The organism is Streptomyces sp. NPDC091412 (genome assembly GCF_044756885.1).
Lineage (GTDB): Bacteria > Actinomycetota > Actinomycetes > Streptomycetales > Streptomycetaceae > Streptomyces.
Map to the genome: position 1 here is coordinate 265,270 of NZ_JBIVTV010000001.1, position 26,637 is coordinate 291,906.

Annotated in this window: 21 protein-coding genes; 9 read left to right on the top strand and 12 right to left on the bottom strand. The window is 70.5% G+C overall.

The features are described 5' to 3' along the window. Positions 1 to 79: 79 nt before the first annotated feature. The 6 genes from prcA to arc all read right to left on the bottom strand — a co-directional run bounded on the left by prcA (position 80) and on the right by arc (position 6,255). On the bottom strand, positions 80 to 832 hold the full coding sequence (gene prcA, locus ACIQMV_RS01205) for a proteasome subunit alpha (protein ID WP_141362525.1): 753 nt from the start codon (positions 830 to 832) through the stop codon (positions 80 to 82). Between the two features lie 58 nt (positions 833 to 890). After that, positions 891 to 1,736, bottom strand: coding sequence for a proteasome subunit beta (gene prcB / locus ACIQMV_RS01210; protein WP_402590190.1), 846 nt, complete (start codon positions 1,734 to 1,736; stop codon positions 891 to 893). Continuing rightward, complete coding sequence (locus ACIQMV_RS01215) at positions 1,688 to 2,293, bottom strand: endonuclease VII domain-containing protein (RefSeq protein ID WP_402590192.1); 606 nt, start codon at positions 2,291 to 2,293, stop codon at positions 1,688 to 1,690. The genes prcB and ACIQMV_RS01215 overlap by 49 nt, the downstream gene beginning before the upstream one ends. A 52-nt stretch (positions 2,294 to 2,345) precedes the next feature. Next, entirely contained in the window at positions 2,346 to 2,564 is a 219-nt protein-coding gene (locus ACIQMV_RS01220) for a ubiquitin-like protein Pup (RefSeq protein WP_141362521.1), read from the bottom strand. A gap of 180 nt (positions 2,565 to 2,744) precedes the next feature. Continuing rightward, the gene (gene dop, locus ACIQMV_RS01225; RefSeq protein WP_172633017.1) at positions 2,745 to 4,256 is read right to left on the bottom strand and encodes a depupylase/deamidase Dop; all 1,512 of its coding nucleotides are present in this window, start codon (positions 4,254 to 4,256) and stop codon (positions 2,745 to 2,747) included. A 232-nt stretch (positions 4,257 to 4,488) separates the two neighbouring features. Then, complete coding sequence (gene arc / locus ACIQMV_RS01230; RefSeq protein ID WP_402590195.1) at positions 4,489 to 6,255, bottom strand: proteasome ATPase; 1,767 nt, start codon at positions 6,253 to 6,255, stop codon at positions 4,489 to 4,491. Between the two features lie 243 nt (positions 6,256 to 6,498). Here arc and ACIQMV_RS01235 point away from each other — a divergent pair, with 243 nt between their 5' ends. Then, entirely contained in the window at positions 6,499 to 6,804 is a 306-nt protein-coding gene (locus tag ACIQMV_RS01235; RefSeq protein ID WP_402590197.1) for a ferredoxin, read from the top strand. Positions 6,805 to 6,861: 57 nt separating this feature from the next. Here ACIQMV_RS01235 and ACIQMV_RS01240 read toward each other — a convergent pair whose 3' ends face one another. From ACIQMV_RS01240 to ACIQMV_RS01250, 3 genes are all read right to left on the bottom strand, one after another. Continuing rightward, on the bottom strand, positions 6,862 to 7,440 hold the full coding sequence (locus ACIQMV_RS01240) for a hypothetical protein (RefSeq protein WP_402590198.1): 579 nt from the start codon (positions 7,438 to 7,440) through the stop codon (positions 6,862 to 6,864). Positions 7,441 to 7,614: 174 nt separating this feature from the next. After that, positions 7,615 to 8,517, bottom strand: coding sequence for a tRNA (adenine-N1)-methyltransferase (locus ACIQMV_RS01245; protein ID WP_402590200.1), 903 nt, complete (start codon positions 8,515 to 8,517; stop codon positions 7,615 to 7,617). A 50-nt stretch (positions 8,518 to 8,567) separates the two neighbouring features. Next, on the bottom strand, positions 8,568 to 10,181 hold the full coding sequence (locus tag ACIQMV_RS01250; RefSeq protein WP_402590202.1) for a site-2 protease family protein: 1,614 nt from the start codon (positions 10,179 to 10,181) through the stop codon (positions 8,568 to 8,570). A 527-nt stretch (positions 10,182 to 10,708) separates the two neighbouring features. Here ACIQMV_RS01250 and ACIQMV_RS01255 point away from each other — a divergent pair. Together ACIQMV_RS01255 and ACIQMV_RS01260 are read left to right on the top strand one after the other, a co-directional pair. Then, positions 10,709 to 11,605 carry a RecB family exonuclease gene (locus tag ACIQMV_RS01255; RefSeq protein ID WP_402590963.1) on the top strand — a complete coding sequence of 299 codons (897 nt, stop codon included), beginning with the start codon at positions 10,709 to 10,711 and terminating at the stop codon, positions 11,603 to 11,605. A 14-nt stretch (positions 11,606 to 11,619) separates the two neighbouring features. Continuing rightward, positions 11,620 to 12,291 carry a response regulator transcription factor gene (locus tag ACIQMV_RS01260; RefSeq protein WP_100567746.1) on the top strand — a complete coding sequence of 224 codons (672 nt, stop codon included), beginning with the start codon at positions 11,620 to 11,622 and terminating at the stop codon, positions 12,289 to 12,291. Between the two features lie 94 nt (positions 12,292 to 12,385). Here the strand turns inward: ACIQMV_RS01260 and ACIQMV_RS01265 are convergent, their stop codons facing one another. The 3 genes from ACIQMV_RS01265 to metH form a co-directional block, all read right to left on the bottom strand. Further along, complete coding sequence (locus tag ACIQMV_RS01265; RefSeq protein ID WP_401775268.1) at positions 12,386 to 13,990, bottom strand: ABC transporter substrate-binding protein; 1,605 nt, start codon at positions 13,988 to 13,990, stop codon at positions 12,386 to 12,388. 420 nt (positions 13,991 to 14,410) lie between these two features. Next, positions 14,411 to 15,112 carry an HAD family phosphatase gene (locus tag ACIQMV_RS01270; protein ID WP_141362510.1) on the bottom strand — a complete coding sequence of 234 codons (702 nt, stop codon included), beginning with the start codon at positions 15,110 to 15,112 and terminating at the stop codon, positions 14,411 to 14,413. A gap of 236 nt (positions 15,113 to 15,348) precedes the next feature. Beyond that, positions 15,349 to 18,867 (bottom strand): methionine synthase, encoded by a 3,519-nt coding sequence (gene metH, locus ACIQMV_RS01275; RefSeq protein WP_402590204.1) that lies wholly within the window; start codon positions 18,865 to 18,867, stop codon positions 15,349 to 15,351. Positions 18,868 to 19,166: 299 nt separating this feature from the next. On the opposite strand from metH, the gene ACIQMV_RS01280 reads away from it, so the two are divergent. From ACIQMV_RS01280 to ACIQMV_RS01305, 6 genes are all read left to right on the top strand, one after another. Then, complete coding sequence (locus ACIQMV_RS01280; RefSeq protein WP_402590206.1) at positions 19,167 to 19,931, top strand: IclR family transcriptional regulator; 765 nt, start codon at positions 19,167 to 19,169, stop codon at positions 19,929 to 19,931. Positions 19,932 to 20,497: 566 nt separating this feature from the next. Then, positions 20,498 to 21,292 (top strand): MIP/aquaporin family protein, encoded by a 795-nt coding sequence (locus tag ACIQMV_RS01285; RefSeq protein ID WP_402590208.1) that lies wholly within the window; start codon positions 20,498 to 20,500, stop codon positions 21,290 to 21,292. A gap of 96 nt (positions 21,293 to 21,388) precedes the next feature. Beyond that, on the top strand, positions 21,389 to 22,948 hold the full coding sequence (glpK, locus tag ACIQMV_RS01290) for a glycerol kinase GlpK (protein WP_402590210.1): 1,560 nt from the start codon (positions 21,389 to 21,391) through the stop codon (positions 22,946 to 22,948). 49 nt (positions 22,949 to 22,997) lie between these two features. Beyond that, positions 22,998 to 24,629, top strand: a complete 1,632-nt coding sequence (locus tag ACIQMV_RS01295; protein WP_402590211.1) for an FAD-dependent oxidoreductase — start codon at positions 22,998 to 23,000, stop codon at positions 24,627 to 24,629. A 150-nt stretch (positions 24,630 to 24,779) separates the two neighbouring features. Continuing rightward, positions 24,780 to 25,451 carry a FadR/GntR family transcriptional regulator gene (locus tag ACIQMV_RS01300; protein WP_402590213.1) on the top strand — a complete coding sequence of 224 codons (672 nt, stop codon included), beginning with the start codon at positions 24,780 to 24,782 and terminating at the stop codon, positions 25,449 to 25,451. Between the two features lie 181 nt (positions 25,452 to 25,632). Continuing rightward, a complete protein-coding gene (locus ACIQMV_RS01305; protein WP_402590215.1) occupies positions 25,633 to 26,613 on the top strand; it encodes a PAC2 family protein in 981 nt (326 codons plus the stop codon). Positions 26,614 to 26,637: the final 24 nt, after the last annotated feature.

Below are 26,637 nucleotides of genomic sequence, written 5' to 3' on the forward strand. Positions count from 1 at the left end.
CCGCCCGGCGCCCTGAAAACGCCCGGTGCCCCGGCCCACAGCAGGCCGGGGCACCCGGGAACGGGGCTGCGGAGCGGGACTACTTCTCCTCGGAACCGTCCTCCTCGGCGCTCTCCGCCTCGGTCGCCGCGCCGTCGGCCTCGAGCAGCCTGCCCAGCTGACGGCCCACGATGCGCTTGAACTTGCGCTTCTGCGGCCGCGTACGGTCCAGCACCGCCACCTCCAGGCGCTCGGCGGGGATCTCCCGCTCACTGCCGTTGGTGTCGCGGGACAGGGCCTGCACGGCCAGCTTCAGCGCCTCCGCCAGCGACATGCCGTCCCGGTGGCGCTGGTCCAGGTAGCCGCTGATCTGCTCGGCGTTGCCGCCGACCGCGACCGAGCCGTGCTCGTCCACGATCGAGCCGTCGTGCGGCAGCCGGTAGATCTGGTCGCCGTCCGGGGTCTCCCCCACCTCGGCGACCACCAGCTCCACCTCGTACGGCTTCTCGGCGGCGCTGGAGAAGATCGTGCCCAGTGTCTGGGCGTACACGTTCGCCAGACCGCGGGCGGTCACGTCGTCCCGGTCGTAGGTGTAACCGCGCAGGTCGGCGTAGCGGACACCGCCGATGCGCAGGTTCTCGTACTCGTTGTACTTGCCGGCGGCCGCGAACGCGATCCGGTCGTAGATCTCGCTGAACTTGTGCAGCGCGCGGGACGGGTTCTCACCGACGAACACGATTCCGTCGGCGTACTGCAGCACGACCAGGCTGCGGCCACGGGCGATGCCCTTGCGGGCGTACTCCGCCCGGTCGGCCATGGCCTGCTGAGGTGATACATAGAACGGCGTCGACACCGGCTATCCGTCCCTTTCTGTAGAAGTCACTGGATCACCGAACAGATCCGGGCGCCGGCTACAGCAGCGCCGCCCGCGGGCCGTCCGGCTGCTCCAGGCGCCGCTGGAGCACCGAGCGGGCGATCTCCGAGGACTCGTCCTCGGTGAGCCGGCGGAATCCGTCCTCGGTGATCACGGTGACGATCGGATAGATCCGGCGGGCGACATCGGGACCACCGGTCGCCGAGTCGTCGTCTGCCGCGTCGTACAGGGCCTGGACCACCAGCGTCGTGGCCTCGGCCTCGGTCAGGTCCTCCCGGAAGAGCTTCTTCATCGCGCCGCGCGCGAAGATCGAGCCGGAGCCCGTGGCCGCGTAGCCGTGCTCCTCGGAACGGCCCCCCGTCACGTCGTAGGAGAAGATCCGGCCCTTCTCGCGGTCCAGGTCGTACCCCGCGAAGAGCGGGACCACGGCCAGACCCTGCATGGCCATGCCCAGGTTGGAGCGGATCATGGTCGACAGCCGGTTCGCCTTGCCCTCCAGCGAGAGCTGCGTCCCCTCGACCTTCTCGAAGTGCTCCAGCTCCAGCTGGAACAGCTTCACCATCTCCACCGCCAGACCGGCGGTGCCGGCGATACCGACGGCCGAGTACTCGTCCGCCGGGAACACCTTCTCGATGTCCCGCTGCGCGATCACGTTCCCCATCGTCGCCCGCCGGTCACCGGCCAGGACGACACCGCCCGGGAAGGCCGTCGCCACGATGGTGGTGCCGTGCGGCGCCTCGATCACGCCGTGGGTGGGGGGCAGCTGCCGCTTCCCCGGGAGCAGCTCCGGCTGGTGCTCGGCGAGAAAGTCCATGAACGAGGAGGACCCGGGCGTCAGGAAGGCACCTGGTAGACGCCCGGTGCTACGAGTGTTGGCTTCCACGCGTTTCCCTCCACGTAAGCAGCAGCCCGCCTTATGGCATCGGGCCGATCCTTGAACTGCCCCAGTGCAGCATTGCAGCTGAAGCACAGTACGCCACGGACCCTACCCGTCTCATGGCAGTGATCCACATGCTCTGGTGGAGCCGAGAGACATATACAGCAGACGCCCCCCTGGGAGGCGATCAACTCCTCGCGCTCGGCTTCGGTCAAGCCGTACCGGCGCTTCAGGTGATCCTGCCGTCCCTGGATGGCACGGCACGCCTTACAACGCGTCGACAGACCGTCCGACGCAGTCGCGTTGCGATGCCACTCACTGTGCGGCTTGACCTCACCACACGTCCGGCAGAGCTTTTGCCCGGCCGGGACCTCCACCTTCGCCCGAACCGACTTGCCCACGGCTTCCCGGCGGCGCCGGTAGTGCGCGGCGCTGTACTCCGCCACGCACTCCCGGCAGTGCACCTGGAGGCCATCACGTCGATTCTTGTCCCGCGCGAATGCGGCAAGAGGTAGCTCTCGCTTGCATTTCGTGCACTGTTTCGCATTCGGCTCGCCGGCCACCCTCACCCCCCGCGCCGACCTTCATTTCGAAAGCGAACAACCTAGATGGCTTTCACTCTCCACCTTTTTGCACGAAGGAGCGCACGAAATCCTCGGCATTTTCCTCGAGTACGTCGTCGATCTCGTCCAGCACGGAGTCCACGTCGTCGCTCAGCTTCTCGTGGCGTTCCTTGAGGTCGTCCGCGGCCTGCGCGTCCTGGGACTGCTCCTCGACCTCCTCGGTGGAACGCGTGGCCTTCTGCTGCCCGCCGCCGGTGTCCTTCGTTGCCATAACCCTCACCCCGCTCAGTTCGCCCGACATGGTCGCCATTACGGCCGATCGGTGATGTTCCGACCCTACAAGCCGGGTCCGACATCGGCCCCGCACTTTGTCCAACGTACGAGGGCCACCTCGATGATTCCCGGCGCCGGGGATTTCCACCCTGGAGGACACGCCCGGTCCGGGATCCGCTCAGCCGCCGGAAAGCACCCTGACCAGGTCTTCCGCGGTACGGCAGCGGTCGAGGAGCTCTTTGACGTGATTACGCGTTCCGCGAAGCGGTTCCAGGGTTGGGACGCGCTGGAGCGAGTCCCTGCCCGGCAGATCGAAGATCACCGAGTCCCAGGAGGCCGCGGCGACGTCGTCGGCGTACTGCTCCAGGCAGCGGCCGCGGAAGTACGCGCGCGTGTCCTCCGGCGGCTTCCTGCGGGCCCGGTCCACCTCGGTCTCGTCCAGCAGGCGCTTGATGCGGCCCCGGGCCACCAGACGGTTGTACAGGCCCTTGTCGGGGCGTACGTCCGCGTACTGGAGGTCGACGAGATGGAGGCGGGCAGCGTCCCAGTCGAGGCCGTCACGGCGCCGGTAGCCCTCCATGAGCTCCCGCTTGGCGACCCAGTCCAGCTCGCCGGCCAGGCTCATGGGGTCGTTCTCGAGCCGGTTGAGCGTGTCCTCCCAGCGGGACAGCACGTCCTTGGTCTGCTCGTCGGCGTCCGCGCCGAACCGCTCCTCCACGTACTTGCGCGACAGCTCGTAGTACTCCATCTGGAGCTGCACCGCGGTCAGTGTCCGGCCGCTGCGCAGTGTGATCAGGCGCTTGAGGCCCGGGTCGTGCGAGACCTGGTGGAGCGTGCGTACGGGCTGGTCGACGGCCAGGTCCACGGCGATGAAGCCGTCCTCGATCATGGACAGGACCAGGGCGGTCGTGCCCAGCTTGAGGTAGGTGGAGATCTCGGAGAGGTTGGCGTCGCCGATGATCACATGCAGGCGCCGGTACTTCTCCGCGTCGGCGTGGGGCTCGTCGCGCGTGTTGATGATCGGCCGCTTGAGTGTGGTCTCCAGACCGACCTCGACCTCGAAGTAGTCCGCGCGCTGGCTGAGCTGGAAGCCGTGCTCGTGGCCGTCCTGGCCGACGCCGACACGGCCGGCGCCCGTGATGACCTGGCGGGAGACGAAGAAGGGCGTGAGGTGGCGCACGATGTCGGAGAAGGCGGTCTCCCGCTTCATCAGGTAGTTCTCGTGCGTGCCGTAGGAGGCGCCCTTGTTGTCGGTGTTGTTCTTGTAGAGGTGGATCGGCTGGGCGCCGGGCAGCTGGGCCGCCCGCTCCGCGGCCTCGGCCATGATCCGTTCGCCGGCCTTGTCCCACAGGACGGCGTCGCGCGGGTTGGTGACCTCGGGCGCGCTGTACTCCGGGTGGGCATGGTCGACGTAGAGCCGTGCGCCATTGGTGAGGATGACGTTGGCCAGGCCGATGTCCTCGTCGGTGAGCTGGCTGGCGTCGGCCGCCTCGCGGGCGAGGTCGAAGCCCCGGGCGTCCCGCAGCGGATTCTCCTCCTCGAAGTCCCAGCGGGCCCGGCGCGCCCGGTGCATGGCCGCCGCGTAGGCGTTGACGATCTGGGATGAGGTGAGCATGGCATTGGCATTGGGGTGGCCGGGGACGGAGATCCCGTACTCCGTCTCGATGCCCATTACTCGCCGTACGGTCATGCGGCCCTCCTTGCCCGGCGGCGCCCTCGGTCGTGGGCGTCGCTCAAGTACCGCTGATGCCCGGGTGCCTGTGCGGTGCCCGTCCCCGCACTGCGCAACCCGGCGGTACGAAAGAGCCTAGAACGCCTTTGCGCTGGTGGGGAGATCATTTGCGTCATTGCCTGCTCCATGCGTGGCCCGGAAACAGCCGACTGCGGGTACCCCGTGGAGGGCACCCGCAGCCACCCCGCATTTACAGGTACTGACCGGTGTTCGCCACCGTGTCGATGGAGCGTCCGGTGTCCGCGCCCTGCTTTCCGGTGATGAGGGTGCGGATGTAGACGATCCGCTCGCCCTTCTTTCCGGAGATCCGGGCCCAGTCGTCCGGGTTGGTGGTGTTGGGCAGGTCCTCGTTCTCCTTGAACTCGTCCACGCAGGCCTGGAGCAGGTGGGAGACGCGGAGACCCTTCTGGCTCTTCTCGAGGAAGTCCTTGATCGCCATCTTCTTGGCGCGGCCGACGATGTTCTCGATCATGGCGCCGGAGTTGAAGTCCTTGAAGTACAGGACTTCCTTGTCACCGTTGGCGTAGGTGACCTCCAGGAAGCGGTTCTCCTCGGTTTCGGCGTACATGTGTTCCACCGCGGTCTGGATCATGCCCTGGACCGTGGCGTCCTTGGCGCCGCCGTGTTCCGCGAGGTCGTCCGAGTGCAGCGGGAGGCGCTCGGTGAGGTACTTCCCGAAGATGTCCTTCGCCGCCTCGGCGTCCGGACGCTCGATCTTGATCTTCACATCGAGGCGGCCGGGCCGCAGGATGGCCGGGTCGATCATGTCCTCGCGGTTGGAGGCGCCGATCACGACCACGTTCTGCAGGCCTTCCACACCGTCGATCTCGGCGAGCAGCTGGGGGACGATGGTGTTCTCCACGTCCGAGCTGACACCGGAACCCCGGGTGCGGAAGAGGGACTCCATCTCGTCGAAGAAGACGATCACGGGGGTGCCCTCGCCGGCCTTCTCCCGGGCGCGCTGGAAGACGAGGCGGATCTGCCGCTCGGTCTCGCCGACGTACTTGTTCAGCAGCTCCGGGCCCTTGATGTTGAGGAAGAAGCTCTTGCCCGCCGCCTGCCCGGTGACCTCGGCGACCTTCTTGGCGAGCGAGTTCGCGACGGCCTTGGCGATGAGCGTCTTGCCGCATCCGGGAGGCCCGTAGAGCAGGACGCCCTTCGGCGGGCGCAGCTCGTGCTCCTTGAACAGGTCCGGGTAGAGGTATGGCAGCTCCACGGCGTCGCGGATGGCCTCGATCTGGTTGCCGAGGCCGCCGATCTGCTCGTAGCCGATGTCGGGCACCTCTTCGAGGACGAGTTCCTCGACCTCGCTCTTGGGCACGACCTCGTAGACGTAGCCGGACCTGGGTTCGAGCAGGAGCGCGTCGCCGGGGCGGATGGTGACGTCCAGCAACGGCTCGGCGAGCCGTACCACCCGCTCCTCGTCGGTGTGCCCGAGCACCAGGGCCCGCTCGCCGTCCTCGAGGATCTCCTTGAGGGTGACGATGTCGCCGACGCGCTCGAACTCCATGGCCTCGACCACGTTGAGCGCCTCGTTGAGCATCACTTCCTGGCCGCGCCTGAGCTCGTCGAGCTCGACGCTGGGACTGACGTTCACCCGGAGCTTGCGGCCGCCGGTGAAGATGTCGGCCGTGCCGTCCTCGACGGCCTGAAGGAAGACCCCGAAGCCGGCCGGCGGCTGGGCGAGCCGGTCGACCTCTTCCTTGAGGGCCACGATCTGGTCGCGGGCCTCGCGGAGCGTGTTCGCGAGGCGTTCGTTCTGCGCGGACACGCCGGCCAGGTTGGTCTGCAACTCGACGATCCGCTCTTCGAGAATCCTCGTGTGACGCGGAGAGTCGGCGAGCTTGCGGCGCAGGACGGCGATCTCCTGCTCAAGGTAGGCGATCTGCCCGGCCGGGTCGTCGGACCCGCGTCCCGGGCGGATGCCGCGGTTCATGTCGTCGTCGTGGGCTGCCACGGTCCTCACCTCCTCCAAGGGGAGCTGGACGCTTCCAGACCCTACCTGGGTGGGTGTCGATTGAAACCCCTAGATCACAAAGACTGTCGGGGTGTGTCCGATCTTCACCCTTGCGCTCTCCCTCACGCCAGGGGAATACCCACCGAACATGATTGGAAAGCGGGCAGAGGTAGGGTCGACACGTTCAACACCCGTCAGAGCTGGCCGGATTCCCGTACGGCTCGACGTGATACGGCAGGAGAGATGACCGTGCAGCAGCAGACCTCGGACGGTGGCGAGGCACTGGAGGTCTGGATCGACCAGGACCTGTGTACCGGCGACGGCATCTGCGCGCAGTACGCGCCGGAGGTCTTCGAGCTGGACATCGACGGTCTGGCCTATGTGAAGAGCCCGGAGGACGAGCTCCTTCAGGAGGCGGGAGCGGCAACGCCCGTGCCGCTCCCGCTTCTCACGGACGTGGTGGACTCGGCCAAGGAGTGCCCCGGCGAGTGCATCCACGTGCGCCGCGTCTCGGACAGGGTCGAGGTGTACGGACCTGACGCGGAGTGACCGCTTCGGCGCGACGCGTCACCATTGTCTGTTTTCTCACATTTTCAGGGAACGCGGTCAGACACCGCGAGCCCCGGCGTCCGCGGAGCGGACGAACGCGCCGTTCTGCCACCGCCACTTCACGCTGTCCTTGAGGTCGGGGCAGCAATTCGGCACGTCGGGCGAGGAGTAGCCGAGCAGGGTCGCGGTGACGGCGCCGTCGCGGACGGCGAAGTCCGTGACCGAGTACCGGTCCTTGGCCTCGACGAGGGTGGCGACCACGCGGGGCTCGGCGGCTCCGGCGGCCTGGGTGAGGACGTAGACGGCGTCGGGCGGTGTGCCCATGGTGGCGTCGCAGTGCACGACGGCCACGGTCTCCGGTCTGCCGTCCCCGTCGAGGTCACCGGAGGCCTTCTTCGCCACCACGGCCCGCACCGGGCCGCAGTCGATCGGGAAGGTCACGCCGGTGGTGCTCGGGGCCGGCGCGGTGGCGGGGGCGGAGTTCGCGCGGGTGCCCTGCGGCTGGGCGGCCGTGGCCGAGCCGGGCTGCACGAACGAGGAGAGGGCGACCACACCGGCGACCGCGGTGGCGGTGGCCATCCAGTGGATGGGGCGGGTGTGCGTGTGGGCCAGTTCCGGAACGGCGGATTGCTGCACTAGGAGCATCTCCTGCGAGGGCTGTGCCGGTGGGGGTGGCCAGCATCGTGCCACACGTCACAGTGCGGGGGAACGGCGGGGTGGGGGTCAACGTGAGGGCGCCGTGGCGGAGTTCCCGGTGGTTGCCGGGAACTCCGTCACGGCGCCCGTGTGTTGCGTGCGCGGCGGGACGCGTCAGCGGGCGGCGCCGCCGTCCGCGTTGGGGCCCTCGTAGTCCTCGCCGTAGGCGCCCTTCGCGGGGCGGCGGCGGCGCATGGGCGGCTCGACGCCGTCCGCGAGCCGACGGGCGGTGAGCAGGAAGCCGGTGTGGCCGATCATGCGGTGGTCCGGGCGGACGGCCAGGCCCTCGACGTGCCAGTTGCGGATCATCGTCTCCCAGGCGGTCGGCTCGTTGAAGCAGCCGATCTCGCGGATGGACTCCACGGTCCGGGCGAGCTGGGTGGTCGTCGCGACGTAGCAGCACAGGATGCCGCCGGGGACGAGCGCCTTGGAGACGGCCTCCAGGCACTCCCAGGGGGCGAGCATGTCGAGGATGACACGGTCGACGTCGGTGTCGGAGAGGTTGTCCTGGAGGTCTCCGACCGTGAGCTGCCAGGCCGGGTGGGGGCCGCCGAAGTAGCGTTCCACGTTCGCCTGCGCGATCTCGGCGAAGTCGGCGCGGCGCTCGTAGCTGTGCAGCATGCCCTGGTCGCCGATGGCCCGCAGCAGGAAGCTGCTGAGCGAGCCGGAGCCGACGCCGGCCTCCACGACGCGCGCGCCGGGGAAGATGTCGGCGAAGGCGAGGATCTGCCCCGCGTCCTTGGGATAGACAACGGCTGCCCCGCGGGGCATGGACAGGACGTAGTCGGGGAGCAGGGGGCGCAGCGCGAGGTAGGCGACGTTGCCGGTGGTGCGGACAACGCTGCCCTCGGGTGCGCCGATCAGTTCGTCGTGCGGGAAGGAACCCTTGTGGGTGTGGAAGTTCTTCCCTGCTTCGAGCGTGAACGTGTAGTGGCGGCCCTTGGGGTCGGTCAGCTGTACCTGGTCCCCGACCTTGAAGGGCCCGCGGCGGCGGGCGGCACCGGTCGGTTCGGACATGTGACCAGCCTACCGGTCCCCGACGGGCCCTCCGACCACGCTGACGGGCCCTACGCGGAGGCCGACGGGCGGGCCATGGCCTTCACGAAGGCGCGCTCCACGTCGGCCGCGGACAGCACGCCGTAGATCTCGCCGGTCTCCTCCACCACGAGGTACTCGGTCGCCGGGGTGGCGCGGAGCACGTCGAGGAGGTCCTCTCCGGCGAGTTCGGCGGAGACGCGCATGCCGTCGGTGAGCTCCTGGGCGAGTTCGCTGGCGTAGACCCAGGGGCGGCGGTGTTCGGGTACGCCGACGATGGCGGACTCGCGGACGAGGGAGAGCGGCTCGCCGTGGCCGTCGACGACGACCAGGGCGCGGGCGCCGGCGGTGTTGGCGCGGCGCAGGGCCTCGGCCAGGGAGGTGTTGCCCTCGACCGGTACGGCACGGCGGGTGAGGGCACGGGCGCGCAGTTCGGGGAGGTGCTCGCGCAGCCGGGCCATGCGCAGGCTGTTGCCGGCGCCGGTCCAGATGATCGCGGCCAGGATGGCGGCGAGCAGGGCGTTGGTGACGGTGCCCATGCCGACGCTGTCCTCGGCGGTGGGGCCGAGGGCGCCGGACTGGGTGACCAAGGGCAGTCCGATCAGGACGGCGACCGCGAGCGCGCGGCCGACCCAGGCGGCGGCGACGGTGCCGCTCATCGGCCTGCCGGTGATCTTCCAGACGACGGCGCGGAGCATGCGGCCGCCGTCGAGAGGCAGACCGGGCAGCAGGTTGAAGGCGGCCACGATGAGGTTCGAGATCATCAGGCCGGCCAGCAGGACACCGGCGACCGTGCCGCGCTCGAGGGGCCGCAGGGCGGCGTAGAAGACACCGGCGAGGATCAGCGACAGCAGCGGGCCGACGAAGGCCAGGACGAACTCGCGGCCGGGGGTCTCGGCCTCCTTCTCGATCTCGGAGACGCCGCCGAAGAACTGGAGCTGGATACGCCGGACCGGGAGCTTGAAGCGGAGGGCGGCGATGGTGTGGGCGAGCTCGTGGACGAGGACGGAGCCGTAGAAGGCGACCGCGAAGAACAGGGCGACGAGGTAGCGGGCCGCGCCGAGTTCGGGCAGCACCCGGTCGAGCTGTCCGCCGAACACCCAGGTGATCAGCGCGGCCACGAGGAACCAGCTGGGCGCCACGTACACGGGCACCCCGAAGGGCCGCCCCATGAGGAGCCCGCCCCTGAGGTCGCTCGGGCGCCGCGGCGGCTCCTGTCCGGTCCCGGAACGGGCGAGAGTGCGGTCGGGGTGGGACTCGGGACGCGTGCGGTCCCCGGGAGCGTGGGCGGGACGCTCGGGACGGGTACCGGCTTCGCGTCCGGCGGCCGGGTCAGCGCCGTGGGCGTAGCCGCGCTCGGGGTGGGCGTCGGGGCGGAGGTCGTCGGTGACGGGCGGCTGGGACGGGGTGTCGCCGGAACGGTCCCGGTCCTCCGTCTCCCCCGTCGTCTCCGTCGGCTCCTCCGTCCCGCCCTCCGCCGCGGGGGCAGGGGTGGCGGTCGGCGAGGCCGGCTCGGGCGGGGCCGCGTCGGCCGGCTCGGCGCCCGGGCCCACGGAGTCGGGGGCCGGGTCCACCGGGCCCGTGCGGCGCTCTGCCGACTCGTCCTTGCCGGAACGCGGCTGTCCGCTCCCGCCGCTCACGTCCACGGTGTCCCCTTGTTCGAAGCACGTCTTCCGTGCCTGACGGCCGGAAGGTCTCGGGTCGATGGTATGCGGCCGTGGCAACCGGTCACGCCCGGCACCCCATGTGTTTTCCCCGCTTCGCACACAACATGACCGTCCCCGGGTCACTGTCGGTGGTGGGCCGTAGGGTCTGGTGCATGGAGACGAGCACGGAGGGCGAGCCCGGCACCCCGCACGACGCCGTCGGACCGGCCCGGTCACGCCACAGCGCGCCGCGGGCCGCCGAGTTGCAGCCCGCGCCGGAGACGGCTCGGCCGCCGGACGCGGCGCGGACGACGGTCCCCGCACAGGCGGCCGCCGGGCAGGAGACGTCGACCGGCGCGGCGCACGCTGCGGCGGCCGGCGGGGGCGACGCGGGCCCTGAGACCGCGGGCGGTGCGGGCGGTCCGGACGGTGGTGGAGCGGATGTGCGCGAGGAGGGCGTCGGCCGTCCCGTGGCGGATGGCGCGGCGCCGGGCGGACGCGAGGCGGCCGCGGCGCCGGGTGCGGACGTGCCGGGCGGCGACGGGGGCTCGGGCGTGGAGGGCCGCCGGGCTGTCGCACCGCCCAGTTCGCTGTCTCCCTCGCGGGCCGGGGACTTCATGCAGTGTCCGTTGCTGTACCGGTTCCGGGTGATCGACCGGTTGCCGGAGAAGCCGAGTGAGGCCGCGACGCGGGGCACGCTGGTGCACGCCGTGCTGGAGCGGCTGTTCGACGCGCCCGCCGGGGAGCGGACCGCGCCACGGGCCAAGGAACTGGTCCCGGGCCAGTGGCAGCGGCTGCGCGAGGCGCGGCCCGAGCTGGTGGAGCTGTTCGCGGACGACACCGACGGCGAGCGGCTGGCGCGCTGGCTGGCGGAGGCGGAGCGGCTGGTGGAGCGCTGGTTCACGCTGGAGGACCCGACCCGGCTGGAGCCCGCCGAGCGGGAGCTGTTCGTCGAGGCGGAGCTGGACTCGGGGCTGACGCTGCGCGGGATCATCGACCGGGTGGACGTGGCGCCCACGGGCGAGGTGCGGATCGTCGACTACAAGACGGGCAAGGCGCCCCGCCCCGAGTACGCCGAGGGCGCGCTGTTCCAGATGAAGTTCTACGCCCTGGTGGTGTGGCGGCTGAAGAGGGTCCTCCCGCGGCGGCTGCAACTGGTGTACCTGGGCAGCGGCGACGTACTGACCTACGACCCGGTCCCCGCCGACCTGGAGTGGGTGGAGCGCAAGCTGCTGGCGCTGTGGGAGGCGATCCGGCTGGCCACCGAGACCGGTGACTGGCGGCCGCGCCCCACCAAGCTGTGCGGCTGGTGCGACCACCAGGCCCACTGCCCGGAGTTCGGCGGCACTCCGCCGCCCTACCCGCTGCCGGTGAGGGCGGCGGAGTCCGGCACGGCGGCGCAGGGCAGAATGGGGCCGGACTAGCGAAGGAGACTCACGTGGCCATCCGCGTCCTACTGGTCGACGACCAGCCGCTGCTGCGCACCGGGTTCCGGATGATCCTGGAGGCCGAGCAGGACATCGCGGTCGTGGGCGAGGCCGGAGACGGTCTGCAGGCCCTGGACCAGGTACGGGCCCTTCAGCCCGACGTGGTGCTGATGGACATCCGCATGCCGCGGATGGACGGCGTGGAGGCGACCCGGCAGATCACCGGACCGGAACGGAACGGTCCGGCGAAGGTGCTGGTCCTCACCACCTTCGACCTCGACGAGTACGTGGTGGAGGCGCTGCGCGCGGGCGCGAGCGGCTTCCTGCTCAAGGACGCCCCCGCCAACGAGCTGGTGCAGGCGATCCGGGTGGTCGCGGCCGGCGAGGCGATGCTGGCGCCGAGCATCACGCGCCGGCTGCTGGACAAGTACGCCACACATCTGCCCTCCGGGGAGGAGCAGGTGCCGGACACACTGCACACCCTCACCGACCGTGAGGTGGAGGTGCTGAAGCTGGTGGCGCGCGGCTTGTCCAACGCGGAGATCGCCGCCGATCTGTTCGTCAGCGAGACGACGGTCAAGACGCATGTGGGGCATGTACTGACGAAGCTGGGGCTGCGCGACCGCGTGCAGGCCGCGGTGTACGCGTACGAGAGCGGACTGGTGCGCCCCGGCGCGCAGTAGCGGCGGCCCCCGCGGCGCAACGCGAGGCAACGGCGAAGGGCGCCCCTCCCGGAAGATCGGGAGGGGCGCCCTTCGCCGTAGGGACGGTGGCGGATCAGCCGCCCACACCGCGGCCGAGCTCCCACAGCTGAAGCGTCGCCGAGGAGTTGAGGGCGTACGCGGTGCCCGTGATGTTGTCGCGGGCGGCGACGTACTGCTTGCCCTGCCAGAGCGGGATCAGCGGGACCTCGCTGGCGACGATGTCCTGAATGTCCGTCAGGCTGGCGGACGCGGAGAGCCGGTCGGCCTGGCGACGGGACTGCGGGATCAGGGTGTTGCGGATCTCGCTGTTGGCGTAGGGGGTGTTGAGGGTGTTGCCCTTGTCGAGGAACGGCGCCAGGTAGTTGTCGGCGTCCGGGAAGTCAGGGAACCAGCCCATGCCGTAGACGTCGTACTGGCCCTTCTTCTCCGCCGGGCGGAAGGTGTCCCAGGGGGTGCCCTGGATGTCGACCTCGAACAGACCGCTGCCGTTGAGCTGCTGCCGAAGGATCTCGAACTCCTTCTTGGTGGCAGGCCCGTAGTGGTCCGTCGTGTAGTGCATCGTCAGCTTCACCGGGGTGGTGACACCGGCCTTCTCCAGCAGCGAACGGGCCTTGGCCACGCTGGGGTCGCCGTACCGGTTGAAGAAGGAGTTGGAGTGACCGGTGATGGTGGCCGGGACCATCGAGTACAGCGGCTCGGCCTGGGTGCCGTAGACCTCGGAGACGAGTTCGCTGCGGTTGATGATCTGGGCCATGGCCTCACGCACGGCCTTGGTCTTCACCGTCGGGGCGTCGGTGTTGAAGGCCAGGTAGCGGATCTCCAGGCCGGCCGTCTCGACGATGCCGACCTTGCTGTCCTTGGCGGCCGACAGCGTGCGGATCTGCTCGGGCGACATGTTGCGGGTCATGACGTCGATGTCGCCCTTGTCGAGCGCGTCGCCCATGGTGTCGGCGTCCGCGAAGGAGCGGATCTGCACCTTGTCGTTGTTGAGCTTCAACGTCCCCTGGTAGTTGGGGTTCTTGGTGAAGACCCCGTCGACCATCTCGCCGTTCTTGACGTTGGCCTTCAGGGTGTACGGGCCGGAGCCGTCCACGGCGAAGCCGTCGCGGAGCTTGTCCTTCTCGTAGTCCTTGGGGTTGACGATGCCCGCGACGGGCGTCGACAGCTTGTACGGGAAGATGGCGTCAGCCGTGTTGAGGTGGAAGATGACCTCACGGTCGCCCTGGGTCTCCACGGTGTCCACGGTGGAGAGCAGGCCGGACACACCGCTGTCGGCGTTGATGGAGATGGCGCGGTCGACGGAGAACTTCACGTCGGCCGCGGTGATGGGCTCGCCGCTGGCGAACTTCAGGCCCTCACGCAGGGTGCAGGCGTAGCGCTCGTTGCCGCTGTCCGTGAAGCCGCACTTCTCGGCCGCCTCCGGGACGGGGTCACCGTCGCCCTTGGGCTGGATCATCAGGGTCTGCACGGTCTGGCGCAGGATGTTCCAGGTACCGACGTCGTAGGCGTACGCCGGGTCGACGGGCGCCGGGGCGTCCTGCGAAGCGGTGAACCGGTCCGTGGTGCCGACGACGATGGCGTCGCCGCTCTTGCTGCCGCTGTCGGAACCGCCGCACGCGGCGAGTACCGGCGCGAGCAGACCGACCACGGCCGGCAGCACCAAAGTCTTGCGGTTCATGCTCGAGTTTCTCCAGAGCTGTCTTGTCCGTGTATCCGGCATGCAAGGTGTTGCGACGGATCACGGGGGCAGGGTCGATGTTCTCGCGACGAGATTAGTCCTCCCCCGCAGGACCGTTCGCGGCCACCGGAGTTGAACTCCCATCACGCAGCGGAACCGGGTGCGGACGGACCGGAAACCCGTCGCCGGAAGGATTCGTGCAGCGTTCCACCAAACGGGACACAAGGGCGCGCGCACGGCACCCGAGAGGGGGCGGACAGCACGCCCCGGACCCGTTGTCGACCCCCCGGGGAGTGGGGAACGTCACACGCACAAGTAGGGGAACGAGTGCCGGAATTCGGCCATACGGCGAGCTTTGAATTCGCTCGGACATCCGGTTCGTGGGCCTTTTCCGCGGGACTTGGCACGCTGGGTGAACGGTTAGCGCATTTCTGTCATCAGACCGCGCAGAAATGACAGGTCCACGTCTTCGAGGGTGGGGACGACGGTCCGCCGGAAGGCCGGGGGGATGGGGGCGACCGAGGGGACGGCGACGACCCGGCAGCCGGCGGCCTCCGCCGCGGCGACTCCGGTGACGGTGTCCTCGATCACGGCGCACCGGGTGGGGTCCGCGCCGAGGCCCGCGGCGGCCAGCAGGTAGGGGTCGGGGTGCGGCTTGGTGCGCAGGACCTCGTCGCCGGCCACGGACAGGGCGAAGTGCTGGGGGCCGAGCGAGGTCAGGACCCGGTCGATGATGCGGCGGTGGGAGGCGGAGACCAGGGCGGTGGGGATCCGCTGCTCGGACAGTTCGGCCAGCAGCCGTGCGGCACCCGGCATCAGGGGCAGCGCGCCGTCGATACGGGCCTCGAAGCCCTCGTTCAGCAGGGTGGTGACCTCGGCGAGGGTGACGGCGGCGCCGGTGGCCTCGATGAGGAAGCCCGCGCTGCGGGTCATGGGACCACCGACGACGACGTGTCTCCAGGAGTCGTCGAGCCTGTGTCCGAGGGCGGCGAACACCTCCACCTCGACGTCCCACCAGAAGCCCTCGGTGTCCACCAGGGTTCCGTCCATGTCCAGGAGCACGGCCTGCAAGGCTGAGCCTTCGGCCGTACGGGTTCCGAGCGCCGGTACCGTGCTGGTCATCCGCGCATACCTCCTTGAGGGACGATCAGGCCGGTTCCCACACGGGGAACCGGCCTGCGATGGACCGACAATTGTACGACGCCCACAACCGAAATGCCCGCACGAACCGCCCGCAACGGCATCGGCGCACGACGGCACCGGGGTGGCGCGCGAGGACGGCCGGTCCGCGGTCCGCTGCCCTCCGCACCGTCCCGCAGGACCTCTCGACCGCGCCGGTGACCAGGGGAAACCCCGGGTCAGCGGGCGTTGAAGTACTTGGCCTCCGGGTGGTGGATCACGATGGCGTCGGTGGACTGTTCGGGATGGAGCTGGAACTCCTCGGACAGGTGGACGCCGATCCGCTCGGGGCGGAGGAGGTCGGCGATCTTGGCACGGTCCTCCAGGTCGGGGCAGGCGCCGTAGCCGAGCGAGAACCGGGCGCCCCGGTACTTCAGGGCGAACATGTCCTCGATGTCGGCGGGGTCCTCACCGGCGAAGCCCAGCTCGGCGCGCACCCGGGCGTGCCAGTACTCGGCGAGGGCCTCGGCCAGCTGCACGGACAGCCCGTGCAGCTCCAGATAGTCGCGGTAGGAGTCGGCGGCGAACAGCCGGGCGGTCTCCTCGCCGATCCTGGAGCCGACGGTGACGACCTGGAAGCCGACCACGTCCCTCTCCCCCGACTCCTCCGGGCGGAAGAAGTCCGCCAGGCACAGCCGGCGGCCGCGGCGCTGGCGGGGGAAGGTGAAGCGGGTGCGCTCGTTGCCCTGGTCGTCCAGGATGATCAGGTCGTCGTCCTTGGACACGCAGGGGAAGTAGCCGTGGACCACGGCGGCCTCCAGCAGGCCGTCCGTCTGAAGCCTCTCCAGCAGGCCGCGCAGCCGGGGCCGGCCCTCGCTCTCGACGAGTTCCTCGTAGGTGGGCCCGGAGCCGGTGCGGGCCTGCTTGAGCCCCCACTGGCCCTTGAACAGGGCGCCCTCGTCCAGCCAGGACGCGTACTCCTTGAGCTGGATGCCCTTGATCACCCGCGTGCCCCAGAACGGCGGCTCGGGCACCGGGTTGTCGGTGGCCACGTCGGAGCGGACGTGCCCCTCCTCCGGCCGCTGCTCCTCGACCGCCTGGGCGGTGGCGGCCCGCACCCGGCGCTGCCGGAGTTCGGGCAGCTTCGCCCCGGGCACGCCCCGCTTGACCCCGATCAGGGCGTCCATCAGGCGCAGGCCCTCGAACGCGTCGCGGGCGTAGCGGACCTCCCCGTCGTACAGCTCGTGCAGGTCCTGTTCGACATAGGCGCGGGTCAGGGCGGCGCCGCCGAGGATGACCGGGTAGCCGGTCGCCAGGCCGCGGGCGTTGAGCTCCTCCAGGTTCTCCTTCATGATCACCGTGGACTTCACCAGCAGCCCGGACATGCCGATCACGTCGGCCCGGTGCTCCTCGGCCGCCTCCAGGATCGCCGAGACCGGCTGCTTGATGCCCAGGTTGACCACGTTGTAGCCGTTGTTGGACAGGATGATGTCGACGAGGTTCTTGCCGATGTCGTGCACGTCACCGCGTACGGTCGCCAGCACGATCGTGCCCTTGCCCGCCTCGTCGGTCTTCTCCATGTGCGGCTCCAGGTGGGCGACCGCGTTCTTCATCACCTCGGCCGACTGGAGCACGAACGGCAGCTGCATCTGCCCGGAGCCGAACAGCTCACCGACCACCTTCATGCCGTCCAGCAGGGTGTCGTTGACGATGTCCAGGGCCTTGCGCGTCTCCAGGGCCTCGTCCAGGTCCTGCTCCAGGCCGTTCTTCTCGCCGTCGATGATCCGCCGCTTCAGGCGCTCCTCCAGCGGCAGCGCGGCCAGTTCCTCGGCCTTGCCGGCCTTCAGCGACTTCGCCGTGGCGCCCTCGAACAGCTGCATGAGCTTCTGCAGCGGGTCGTAGCCCTCGCGGCGGCGGTCGTGGATCAGGTCGAGCGCGGTGGTGACCTGCTCCTCGTCGAAGCGGGCGATCGGCAGGATCTTGCTGGCGTGCACGATCGCCGAGTCCAGGCCCGCCTTGACGCACTCGTCCAGGAACACGCTGTTCAGCAGGATCCGGGCGGCCGGGTTCAGACCGAAGGAGATGTTCGACAGGCCCAGCGTGGTCTGCACCTCCGGGTGCCGCCGCTTCAGCTCCCGGATGCCCTCGATGGTGGCCACACCGTCGCCCCGGGACTCCTCCTGGCCGGTGCAGATGGTGAAGGTCAGGCAGTCGACGAGGATGTCCTCCTCACGGATGCCCCAGTTGCCGGTCAGGTCCGCGATCAGCCGCTCGGCGATCTCCACCTTCTTCTCGGCGGTACGGGCCTGGCCCTCCTCGTCGATGGTCAGCGCGATCAGCGCCGCCCCGTGCTCCCGCGCCAGGGCCGTCACCCGCGCGAACCGCGACTCGGGTCCGTCGCCGTCCTCGTAGTTCACCGAGTTGATCACCGCGCGGCCGCCCAGCTGCTCCAGCCCGGCCCGGATCACGTCCACCTCGGTGGAGTCCAGCACGATCGGCAGCGTCGAGGCCGTGGCGAACCGGCCCGCCAGCTCCCGCATGTCCGCGACCCCGTCCCGGCCGACGTAGTCCACGCACAGGTCCAGCATGTGCGCGCCCTCGCGGATCTGCTCGCGCGCCAGCTCCACGCAGTCGTCCCAGCGGCCCTCGAGCATGGCCTCACGGAACTTCTTCGACCCGTTGGCGTTCGTCCGCTCGCCGATCGCCAGGTAGGACGTGTCCTGGCGGAAGGGCACGGTCTGGTACAGGGAGGCCGCGCCCGGCTCCGGGCGCGGGCTGCGCTCCACCGGGGACAGGTCCCGCACCCGCTCGACCACCTGGCGCAGGTGCTCCGGCGTGGTGCCGCAGCAGCCGCCCACCAGGGACAGTCCGTAGTCGCGGACGAAGTGGCCCTGCGCGTCGGCCAGCTCCGGCGCCGTCAGCGGGTAGTGCGCGCCGTCCTTGGTCAGCACGGGGAGACCGGCGTTCGGCATGCACGACAGCGGGACGCGCGCGTGCCGGGACAGGTAGCGCAGGTGCTCGCTCATCTCGGCGGGGCCGGTGGCGCAGTTCAGGCCGATCATGTCGACGCCCAGCGGCTCCAGCGCCGTCAGCGCGGCGCCGATCTCCGAGCCCAGCAGCATGGTGCCGGTCGTCTCCACCGTCACCGACACGATCAGCGGGACCTCGTACCCGGCGGTCTCCATCGCGCGGCGGGCCGCGATGACGGAGGCCTTGGTCTGGAGCAGGTCCTGGGTGGTCTCCACCAGCAGCGCGTCCGCGCCTCCGGCGAGCAGGCCCTCGGCGTTCTGCCGGTAGGCGTCGCGGATGGCGGCGAAGGTGGTGTGGCCGAGCGTCGGCAGCTTCGTACCCGGGCCCATGGAGCCCAGCACCCAGCGGGGGCGGCCGTCCGCGGCGGTGAACACGTCCGCCGCCTCACGGGCGATACGGGCGCCCGCCTCGGACAGCTCGGCGACCCGCTCGGCGATGTCGTACTCGCCCAGGGCGGTCAGGTTGGCCCCGAACGTGTTGGTCTCCACGCAGTCCACGCCGGCCTCGAAGTAGGCGGCGTGGACCGAACGGACGATGTCGGGGCGGGTGACGTTCAGGACCTCGTTGCAGCCCTCCAGCTGCTGGAAGTCGTCCAGCGAGGGCTCCTGGGCCTGAAGCATGGTGCCCATCGCTCCGTCGGCGACCACCACACGGGTGGCGAGTGCCTCACGCAGGGCGGACGCACGGGTCCGGCTGTCGGCGGAAGGGGTCGGCGGCAACGCGGCCATGAAGGGGCTCCCTTGGGGTGCGACGGCTGTCGGCTTTGCGCGTTCCCGGGAGCGAGCACAGCGCTGCCCGGGCGAGGCGCACGCCGCCAGGGTAGCCGGGACCGGCCCCTGACGGTCACGGCGTCCACCAAGCGGACGAGGATGACGGTCGGAACACCCCGGGTGGCGGGGTCGCGCGACAGGTGACGGCCGACCATTGGCGGGGGATCGGCACGGACCGGTAGTGTTCGGCATTGCCGAACGGGCGCCACGACGAGAGTCGTCCGCCGGCGGTCGAAGGGGACGGAGGCAGGACGGCGATGGCACGGAACATCCAGTCGCTCGAGCGGGCGGCCGCGATGCTGCGGTTGCTGGCGGGCGGTGAGCGGCGGCTGGGCCTGTCGGACATCGCCTCCTCACTGGGCCTCGCCAAGGGCACCGCCCACGGCATCCTGCGCACCCTCCAGCACGAGGGCTTCGTCGAACAGGACGAGGCCTCCGGCCGGTACCAGCTGGGCGCGGAGCTGCTGCGCCTGGGCACCACCTACCTCGACGTCCACGAACTGCGGGCCCGCGCGCTGGTGTGGACGGACGACCTGGCCCGGTCCAGCGGGGAGAGCGTGTACCTGGGCGTGCTGCACCAGCACGGCGTGCTGATCGTGCACCACGTCTTCCGCCCGGACGACAGTCGGCAGGTGCTGGAGATCGGGGCGATGCAGCCGCTGCACTGCACGGCTCTGGGCAAGGTGCTGGCGGCGTACGACCCGGTGGCGCACAGTGAGGCGGTCGAGACCGACCGCAAGGCGTTCACGGACCGCACCGTGTGCGGGATCGACGACTTCGAGCACATCCTCGACCTCACGCGCGCGCGTGGCTACGCCGCCGACGTCGAGGAGACCTGGGAGGGCGTCGCCTCCATCGCCGCGCCCATTCACGACCGGCGGCGGATGCCGGTCGGCGCGGTCGGCATCACCGGCGCCGTGGAGCGGGTGTGCCGCGAGGGCGACCTGCGCCACGAACTCGTCGCGGCGGTCCGGGACTGCGCCCGCGCGGTCTCCCGCGACCTGGGCGCCGGGCGTTTCTGACCGCCGCAGGAAGCCGCGGGCCGCGTCCCGCGCAACCGGGCGCGGGGCCCTGCTCACGTCCCGTACGACCAGGGGCGGAGCCCCTGCGCCCCGCCCGTACGACCGGGTCGGTACGCCTCTGGGCGCGACTGCCTTCACCATGCCCGCTAGGCCGGCCGCCGTGCCCTCGCGACCCGCCACCCGCGCAGTCAGCCTCCGCACCCATGTGGCCCGCCGTCGCACCCACGCGGCCCGCCATCACTCCCTCGCGGGCCTGCCGTCACACCTGCACGGCCCGCCGTCGCACCCACGCGGCTCGTCACCGCGCCCGCTCACGCCGGGCGCCGCCCCCCGGACCCTTCGCGATCAGTAACGATCGCGGTTTCGGTACCGGGGGCCTTGACGGCCGCGTGGTGCGAGGCGAGACTCCCGTCCAACGGTCGGCATTGTCGAACACCTTGCGGTAATACGCGCTAGAGTGTGACAACGCCAAGGGCCGGCATCGCCCTCACCCACGAGGGCGCGAGCTCCCGGACGGAGGGACCCGGGGTTCGGCTACCTCTGGACGAAGGACAAAGGAGTCGCGGGTGTCCAGCTCCGACATCTTCATCGGCGAGACCATCGGTACCGCCGTACTCATCCTGCTCGGCGGCGGCGTCTGCGCCGCGGTGACGCTGAAGGCCTCCAAGGCCCGCAACGCCGGCTGGCTCGCCATCGCCTTCGGGTGGGGTTTCGCCGTGATGACGGCCGTGTACATCTCGGGCCCGCTCTCCGGTGCCCACCTCAACCCGGCCGTGACCGTCGCCCTGGCCATCAAGAACGGCGACTGGACCAACGTGCCGACCTACCTCGGCGGCCAGATGCTCGGCGCCATGATCGGCGCGACCCTGGTCTGGGTGGCCTACTACGGCCAGTTCCACGCCCACCTCACCGACCGGGAGATCGTCGGCGGCCCCGGCGCCCAGACCACCGCCGCCAAGGCGGTCGAGGCCCAGGAGAAGGGCGCGGGCCCCGTCCTCGGCATCTTCTCCACCGGCCCCGAGATCCGGCACGCGGCGCAGAACCTCGCCACGGAGATCGTCGGCACCGTCGTGCTGATCCTCGCGGTCCTCACCCAGGGCCTGAACGACCAGGGCAACGGCCTCGGCGTCCTCGGCGGCCTGATCACCGCCCTCGTCGTCGTCTCGATCGGTCTCTCCCTCGGCGGTCCCACGGGCTACGCCATCAACCCCGCCCGTGACCTCGGCCCCCGCATCGTCCACGCCCTGCTGCCGCTGCCCAACAAGGGCGGATCCGACTGGGGCTACGCCTGGATCCCGGTGGTCGGCCCGCTCATCGGCGGCGCCATCGGCGCCGGCATCTACAACGCCGCCTTCGCCTGACGGGCACCGCTCTCCGAGCCCTCGCGCACCGCGCACCGCGCCGCACCCCGAACGCCGTACCCCCGCCCCATCGACCACGGACCCCAGGAGCAGACAGTGACGGACGCCCACACCGCCGGCCTCGCATCCCACGGCCAAGGGCCCTTCATCGCCGCCATCGACCAGGGCACCACCTCGAGCCGCTGCATCGTCTTCGACCGGGACGGCCGGATCGTCTCGGTCGACCAGAAGGAACACGAACAGATCTTCCCCAAGCCGGGCTGGGTCGAACACAACGCCACCGAGATCTGGACCAACGTGCAGGAGGTCGTCGCCGGAGCCATCGCGAAGGCCGGCATCACCCGCGACGACATCAAGGCCATCGGCATCACCAACCAGCGCGAGACCACCGTGCTGTGGGACCGGAACACCGGTGAGCCCGTCCACAACGCCATCGTCTGGCAGGACACCCGCACCGACGCCCTGTGCAAGGAACTGGGCCGCAACGTCGGCCAGGACCGCTTCCGCCGCGAGACCGGCCTCCCCCTCGCCTCCTACTTCGCCGGTCCCAAGGCCCGCTGGCTGCTCGACAACGTCGAGGGACTGCGCGAGCGCGCCGAGGCGGGCGACCTGCTGTTCGGGACCATGGACACCTGGGTCATCTGGAACCTGACCGGTGGCACGGACGGCGGCAAGCACGTCACGGACGTCACCAACGCCTCCCGGACCCTCCTGATGAACCTGCACACCATGGAGTGGGACCAGAAGATCGCCGAGTCGATCGGCGTACCGACGCGGATGCTGCCCGAGATCCGTTCCTCCGCCGAGGTCTACGGCGAGATCAAGGGCGGCAAGCTGGGCGACCTGCTCGGCGGCATCCCGGTCGCCTCGGCGCTCGGTGACCAGCAGGCGGCCCTGTTCGGCCAGACCTGCTTCTCCGAGGGCGAGACCAAGTCGACGTACGGCACCGGCACCTTCATGGTGATGAACACCGGCGACAAGATCATCAACTCGTACAGCGGACTGCTGACCACCGTCGGCTACCGGATCGGCGACGACAAGCCGGTCTACGCCCTGGAGGGCTCGATCGCGGTCACCGGCTCCCTGGTGCAGTGGATGCGCGACCAGATGGGCCTGATCTCCACCGCCGCCGAGATCGAGACGCTCGCGCTGTCGGTCGAGGACAACGGCGGCGCCTACTTCGTGCCCGCCTTCTCCGGCCTGTTCGCCCCGTACTGGCGCTCCGACGCCCGCGGGGTGATCGCCGGCCTGACGCGGTACGTGACCAAGGCGCACCTCGCGCGCGCCGTCCTGGAGGCCACCGCCTGGCAGACGCGGGAGATCGCGGACGCCATGACCAAGGACTCCGGTGTCGAGCTGACGGCGCTGAAGGTCGACGGCGGCATGACCTCCAACAACCTGCTGATGCAGATGCTCGCGGACTTCCTGGACGCCCCCGTGGTGCGCCCGATGGTCGCCGAGACCACCTGCCTCGGTGCCGCCTACGCCGCCGGTCTCGCCGTCGGTTTCTGGAGCAGCACCGACGACCTGCGCGCCAACTGGCGCCGGGCCGCCGAATGGACCCCCCGCATGGACGCGGACATCCGCGACCGTGAGTACAAGAACTGGCTCAAGGCCGTCGAGAGGACCATGGGCTGGCTCGACGACGAGAGCTGATGAAAACCGATGAAAGCTGACGAAAGCTGACGAGGAGCAAGAACAAGCGATGACCGGTCAGTCCACCCTGCAGTCCGTGCCCGCCCTGGGAACGGTTCCGTCCTTCGGTCCGAACCCGAGCCGTGCCGAGACCCGGGAGCAGCTCTCGAGGGCGGCCTACGACCTCCTCGTGATCGGCGGCGGCATCCTGGGCATCTCCACCGCCTGGCACGCCGCGCAGTCCGGTCTCAGGGTGGCCCTGGTCGACGCCGGCGACTTCGCCGGCGCCACCTCCTCCGCCTCCTCCAAGCTGCTCCACGGGGGCCTGCGCTATCTGCAGACCGGCGCGGTGAAGCTGGTGGCGGAGAACCACTTCGAGCGCCGTGCGGTCTCCCGCCAGGTGGCTCCCCATCTGGCGAACCCGCTCACCTTCTACCTCCCCGTGTACAAGGGCGGGCCGCACGGCGCGGCGAAGCTCGGGGCGGGTGTGTTCGCCTACTCCGCGCTGTCCGCCTTCGGCGACGGTGTGGGCCACCTGCTCAGCCCGGCGAGGGCCGCGCAGGACGTGCCGGAGCTGCGCACCGAGGACCTCAGGGCGGTGGCCGTCTACGGCGACGACCAGATGAACGACGCGCGCATGGCGCTGATGACGGTCCGCGCCGCCGTCGAGTCGGGCGCGGTCGTCCTCAACCACGCCGAGGTGACCGGTCTGCGCTTCACCCGGGGCCGGGTCACCGGCGCCGAGCTGAGGGACCGGCTGTCCGGCGAGGAGTTCGGGGTGGACGCCCGCCTGGTGCTGAACGCGACCGGCCCCTGGGTGGACCACCTGCGCAGGATGGAGGATCCGAACGCGGCGCCGTCGATCCGCCTGTCCAAGGGCGCCCACCTGGTGCTGAAGCGCACCTCCCCGTGGAAGGCCGCGCTGGCCACGCCGATCGACAAGTACCGCATCACCTTCGCCCTCCCCTGGGAGGACATGCTGCTGCTCGGCACGACCGACCAGGAGTACGAGGGCGACCCGGCCGATGTGGCGGTCGACGACAAGGACATCGCCCAGATACTCGACGAGGCCGCGTTCTCCGTACGCGACCGGCAGCTCGACCGCGACCTGATCACGTACGCGTTCGCCGGGCTGCGGGTGCTGCCGGGCGGCCCCGGGGACACCGCCAAGGCCAGGCGCGAGACGGTGGTGACGGAGGGCAGGGGCGGCATGCTGTCCGTGGCCGGCGGCAAGTGGACCACCTTCCGGCACATCGGCCGGACGGTGATGAGGAAGCTGGAGTCCCTGCCGAGCGCCCCGCTGGGCGAGGACTTCGAGCCGATCTCCTCCCTGCCGAAGCGGCTGCCGCTGCCGGGCATCGCCAACCCGCGGGCGGTCGCCCACCGGCTCCTGGTGGACCGTCCGGCGCCCGGTCCGCGCATGGCGGCCGACACCGCCAAGCACCTGGCCACGCACTACGGTTCGCTGGCCTTCGACATCGCCCGGCTGGCCAACGAGAACCCGGAGCTGGGCGAGCGGGTCCACCCGGACGCCCCGGAGATCTGGGCGCAGGTCGTCTGGGCCCGGGACCACGAGTGGGCCCGGACGGCGGACGACGTGCTGCGCCGGCGTACGACGCTGACGATCCGCGGCCTGGCCACGGACGAGGTACGGGCGAAGGTGCGGGACCTGCTCGGCCGGAGGCGGCCCGACGGGCAGTGAGCAAAGCCGCCGGGCCGGCGCCGCGGCCGGCTCCCCCGCAAGGGGTGCCGACTGCGGCGCCGAGCTGTGCGTTTTCCTCCCGGGCCGGTCCGGGGAACCTCCATAATGGGCCGAGACATCCGATGTCTGAGCGCCCTGGGGAGGCCGGTCATGGCGGTGACCGACGAGGCGATCGAGAAGATCAAGGGGATGATCGTCTCCGGTGCGCTGCGACCCGGCGACCGGCTGCCCAAGGAGAGCGAACTCGCCGCCGAACTGGGGCTGTCGCGCAACTCCCTGCGGGAGGCCGTGCGGGCGCTGTCCCTGATCCGGATCCTGGACGTGCGGCAGGGCGACGGCACGTACGTCACCAGCCTGGATCCTCAACTGCTTCTGGAGGCACTGGGGTTCGTCGTCGACTTCCACCGCGACGACACGATGCTGGAATTCCTGGCGGTGCGCCGCATCCTGGAGCCGGCCGCGACCGCGATGGCGGCGTCCCGCATCAGCGAGGAGCAACTGGACGTGCTCGAAGCCCGGTTGGACGCGCTCGGCGGCGATCCCTCGGTGGAGGAGCTGGTCGCCTGCGATCTGGAGTTCCACCGGGGCATCGGGCGGGGCTGCGGCAACTCGGTCCTGTGCTCCCTGCTCGACGGGTTGTCCGGGCCCGCCACCCGGGCCCGCGTCTGGCGCGGACTGGACCGGCGGGACGCGGTCGGCCGCACGCTGCGCGAGCACCGCGCGATCCTCGGCGCGCTGCGCGACCGGGACGCGGAGGCGGCTCGTTCGTGGGCGACGGTGCACATCGCGAGCGTGGAGCAGTGGCTGCGCTCGGCCCGGTGATCCATCGGAGGTGCGGACCGGAGGACGGGCGGGGCCGCCGGGGGCGGCGATCATGGGTGTTCGAAGGACTCGGACGGGGCAGTGATCCGTTCACTCCCCCGTGCAAGGGGGCTGCGGACGCCCCCGCCGAACGCCGTAAGGTTGGTGGGTCAGGCGAGGGCACGTCGGAAGGAGGCGCTGGGTGATCGAGCTCGAGGGGGTTCCCGAGCTGATCGACCCGGTCATGGTGGCCGCGTTCGAGGGCTGGAACGATGCCGGCGACGCCGCCTCCACCGCGGTCGCGCATCTGGAGAAGGAGTGGAAGGGCGAGGTGTTCGCGGCACTGGACGCCGAGGACTACTACGACTTCCAGGTCAACCGCCCGACCGTGTTCATGGACGGCGGCGTGCGTAAGATCACCTGGCCGACGACCAGGTTGTCGGTGGTCCGGGTCGGCGGCGACAAGCCGCGCGACCTGGTGCTGGTCCGCGGCATCGAACCGTCCATGCGCTGGCGCTCGTTCTGCAACGAACTGCTCGGCTTCGCGCACGAGCTGGGTGTGGAGCTGGTGGTCATCCTGGGCGCGCTGCTCGGTGACACCCCGCACACGCGTCCGGTCCCCATCAGCGGGACCACGTCGGACACGGATCTGGCCCGCCGCATGGACCTGGAGGAGACCAAGTACGAGGGGCCGACGGGCATCGTCGGGATCCTCCAGGAGGCCTGCACGCACGCGGGTGTCCCGGCCGTCTCGCTGTGGGCGGCGGTTCCGCACTACGTGTCGCAGCCGCCGAATCCGAAGGCCACGCTGGCCCTCCTCAACCGTCTGGAGGACCTGCTGGACCTGCGCATTCCGCTGGGCGAGCTGCCGGAGGACGCGCGTGCCTGGCAGGTGGGCGTGGACCAGCTGGCCGCCGAGGACAGCGAGGTCGCGGAGTACGTCCAGACGCTGGAGGAGGCCCGGGACACCGCCGAGCTGCCGGAGGCGTCGGGCGAGGCGATCGCCCGTGAGTTCGAGCGGTATCTGCGGCGCCGGGACGGCGGCCCGTCGTCGGGCGGCCACGCCACGGCGGACGGCGGCGACGGCGGCTCGTATCTGCGGGACGGCCCCGGCGGACGGTCACGACCGCCACGACCGCCGAAGGCGGAGCCGGACGACGGGGACGACGCGTCGGAGGAGTGAACGGATCAGGGGCGGTGCGCGTGA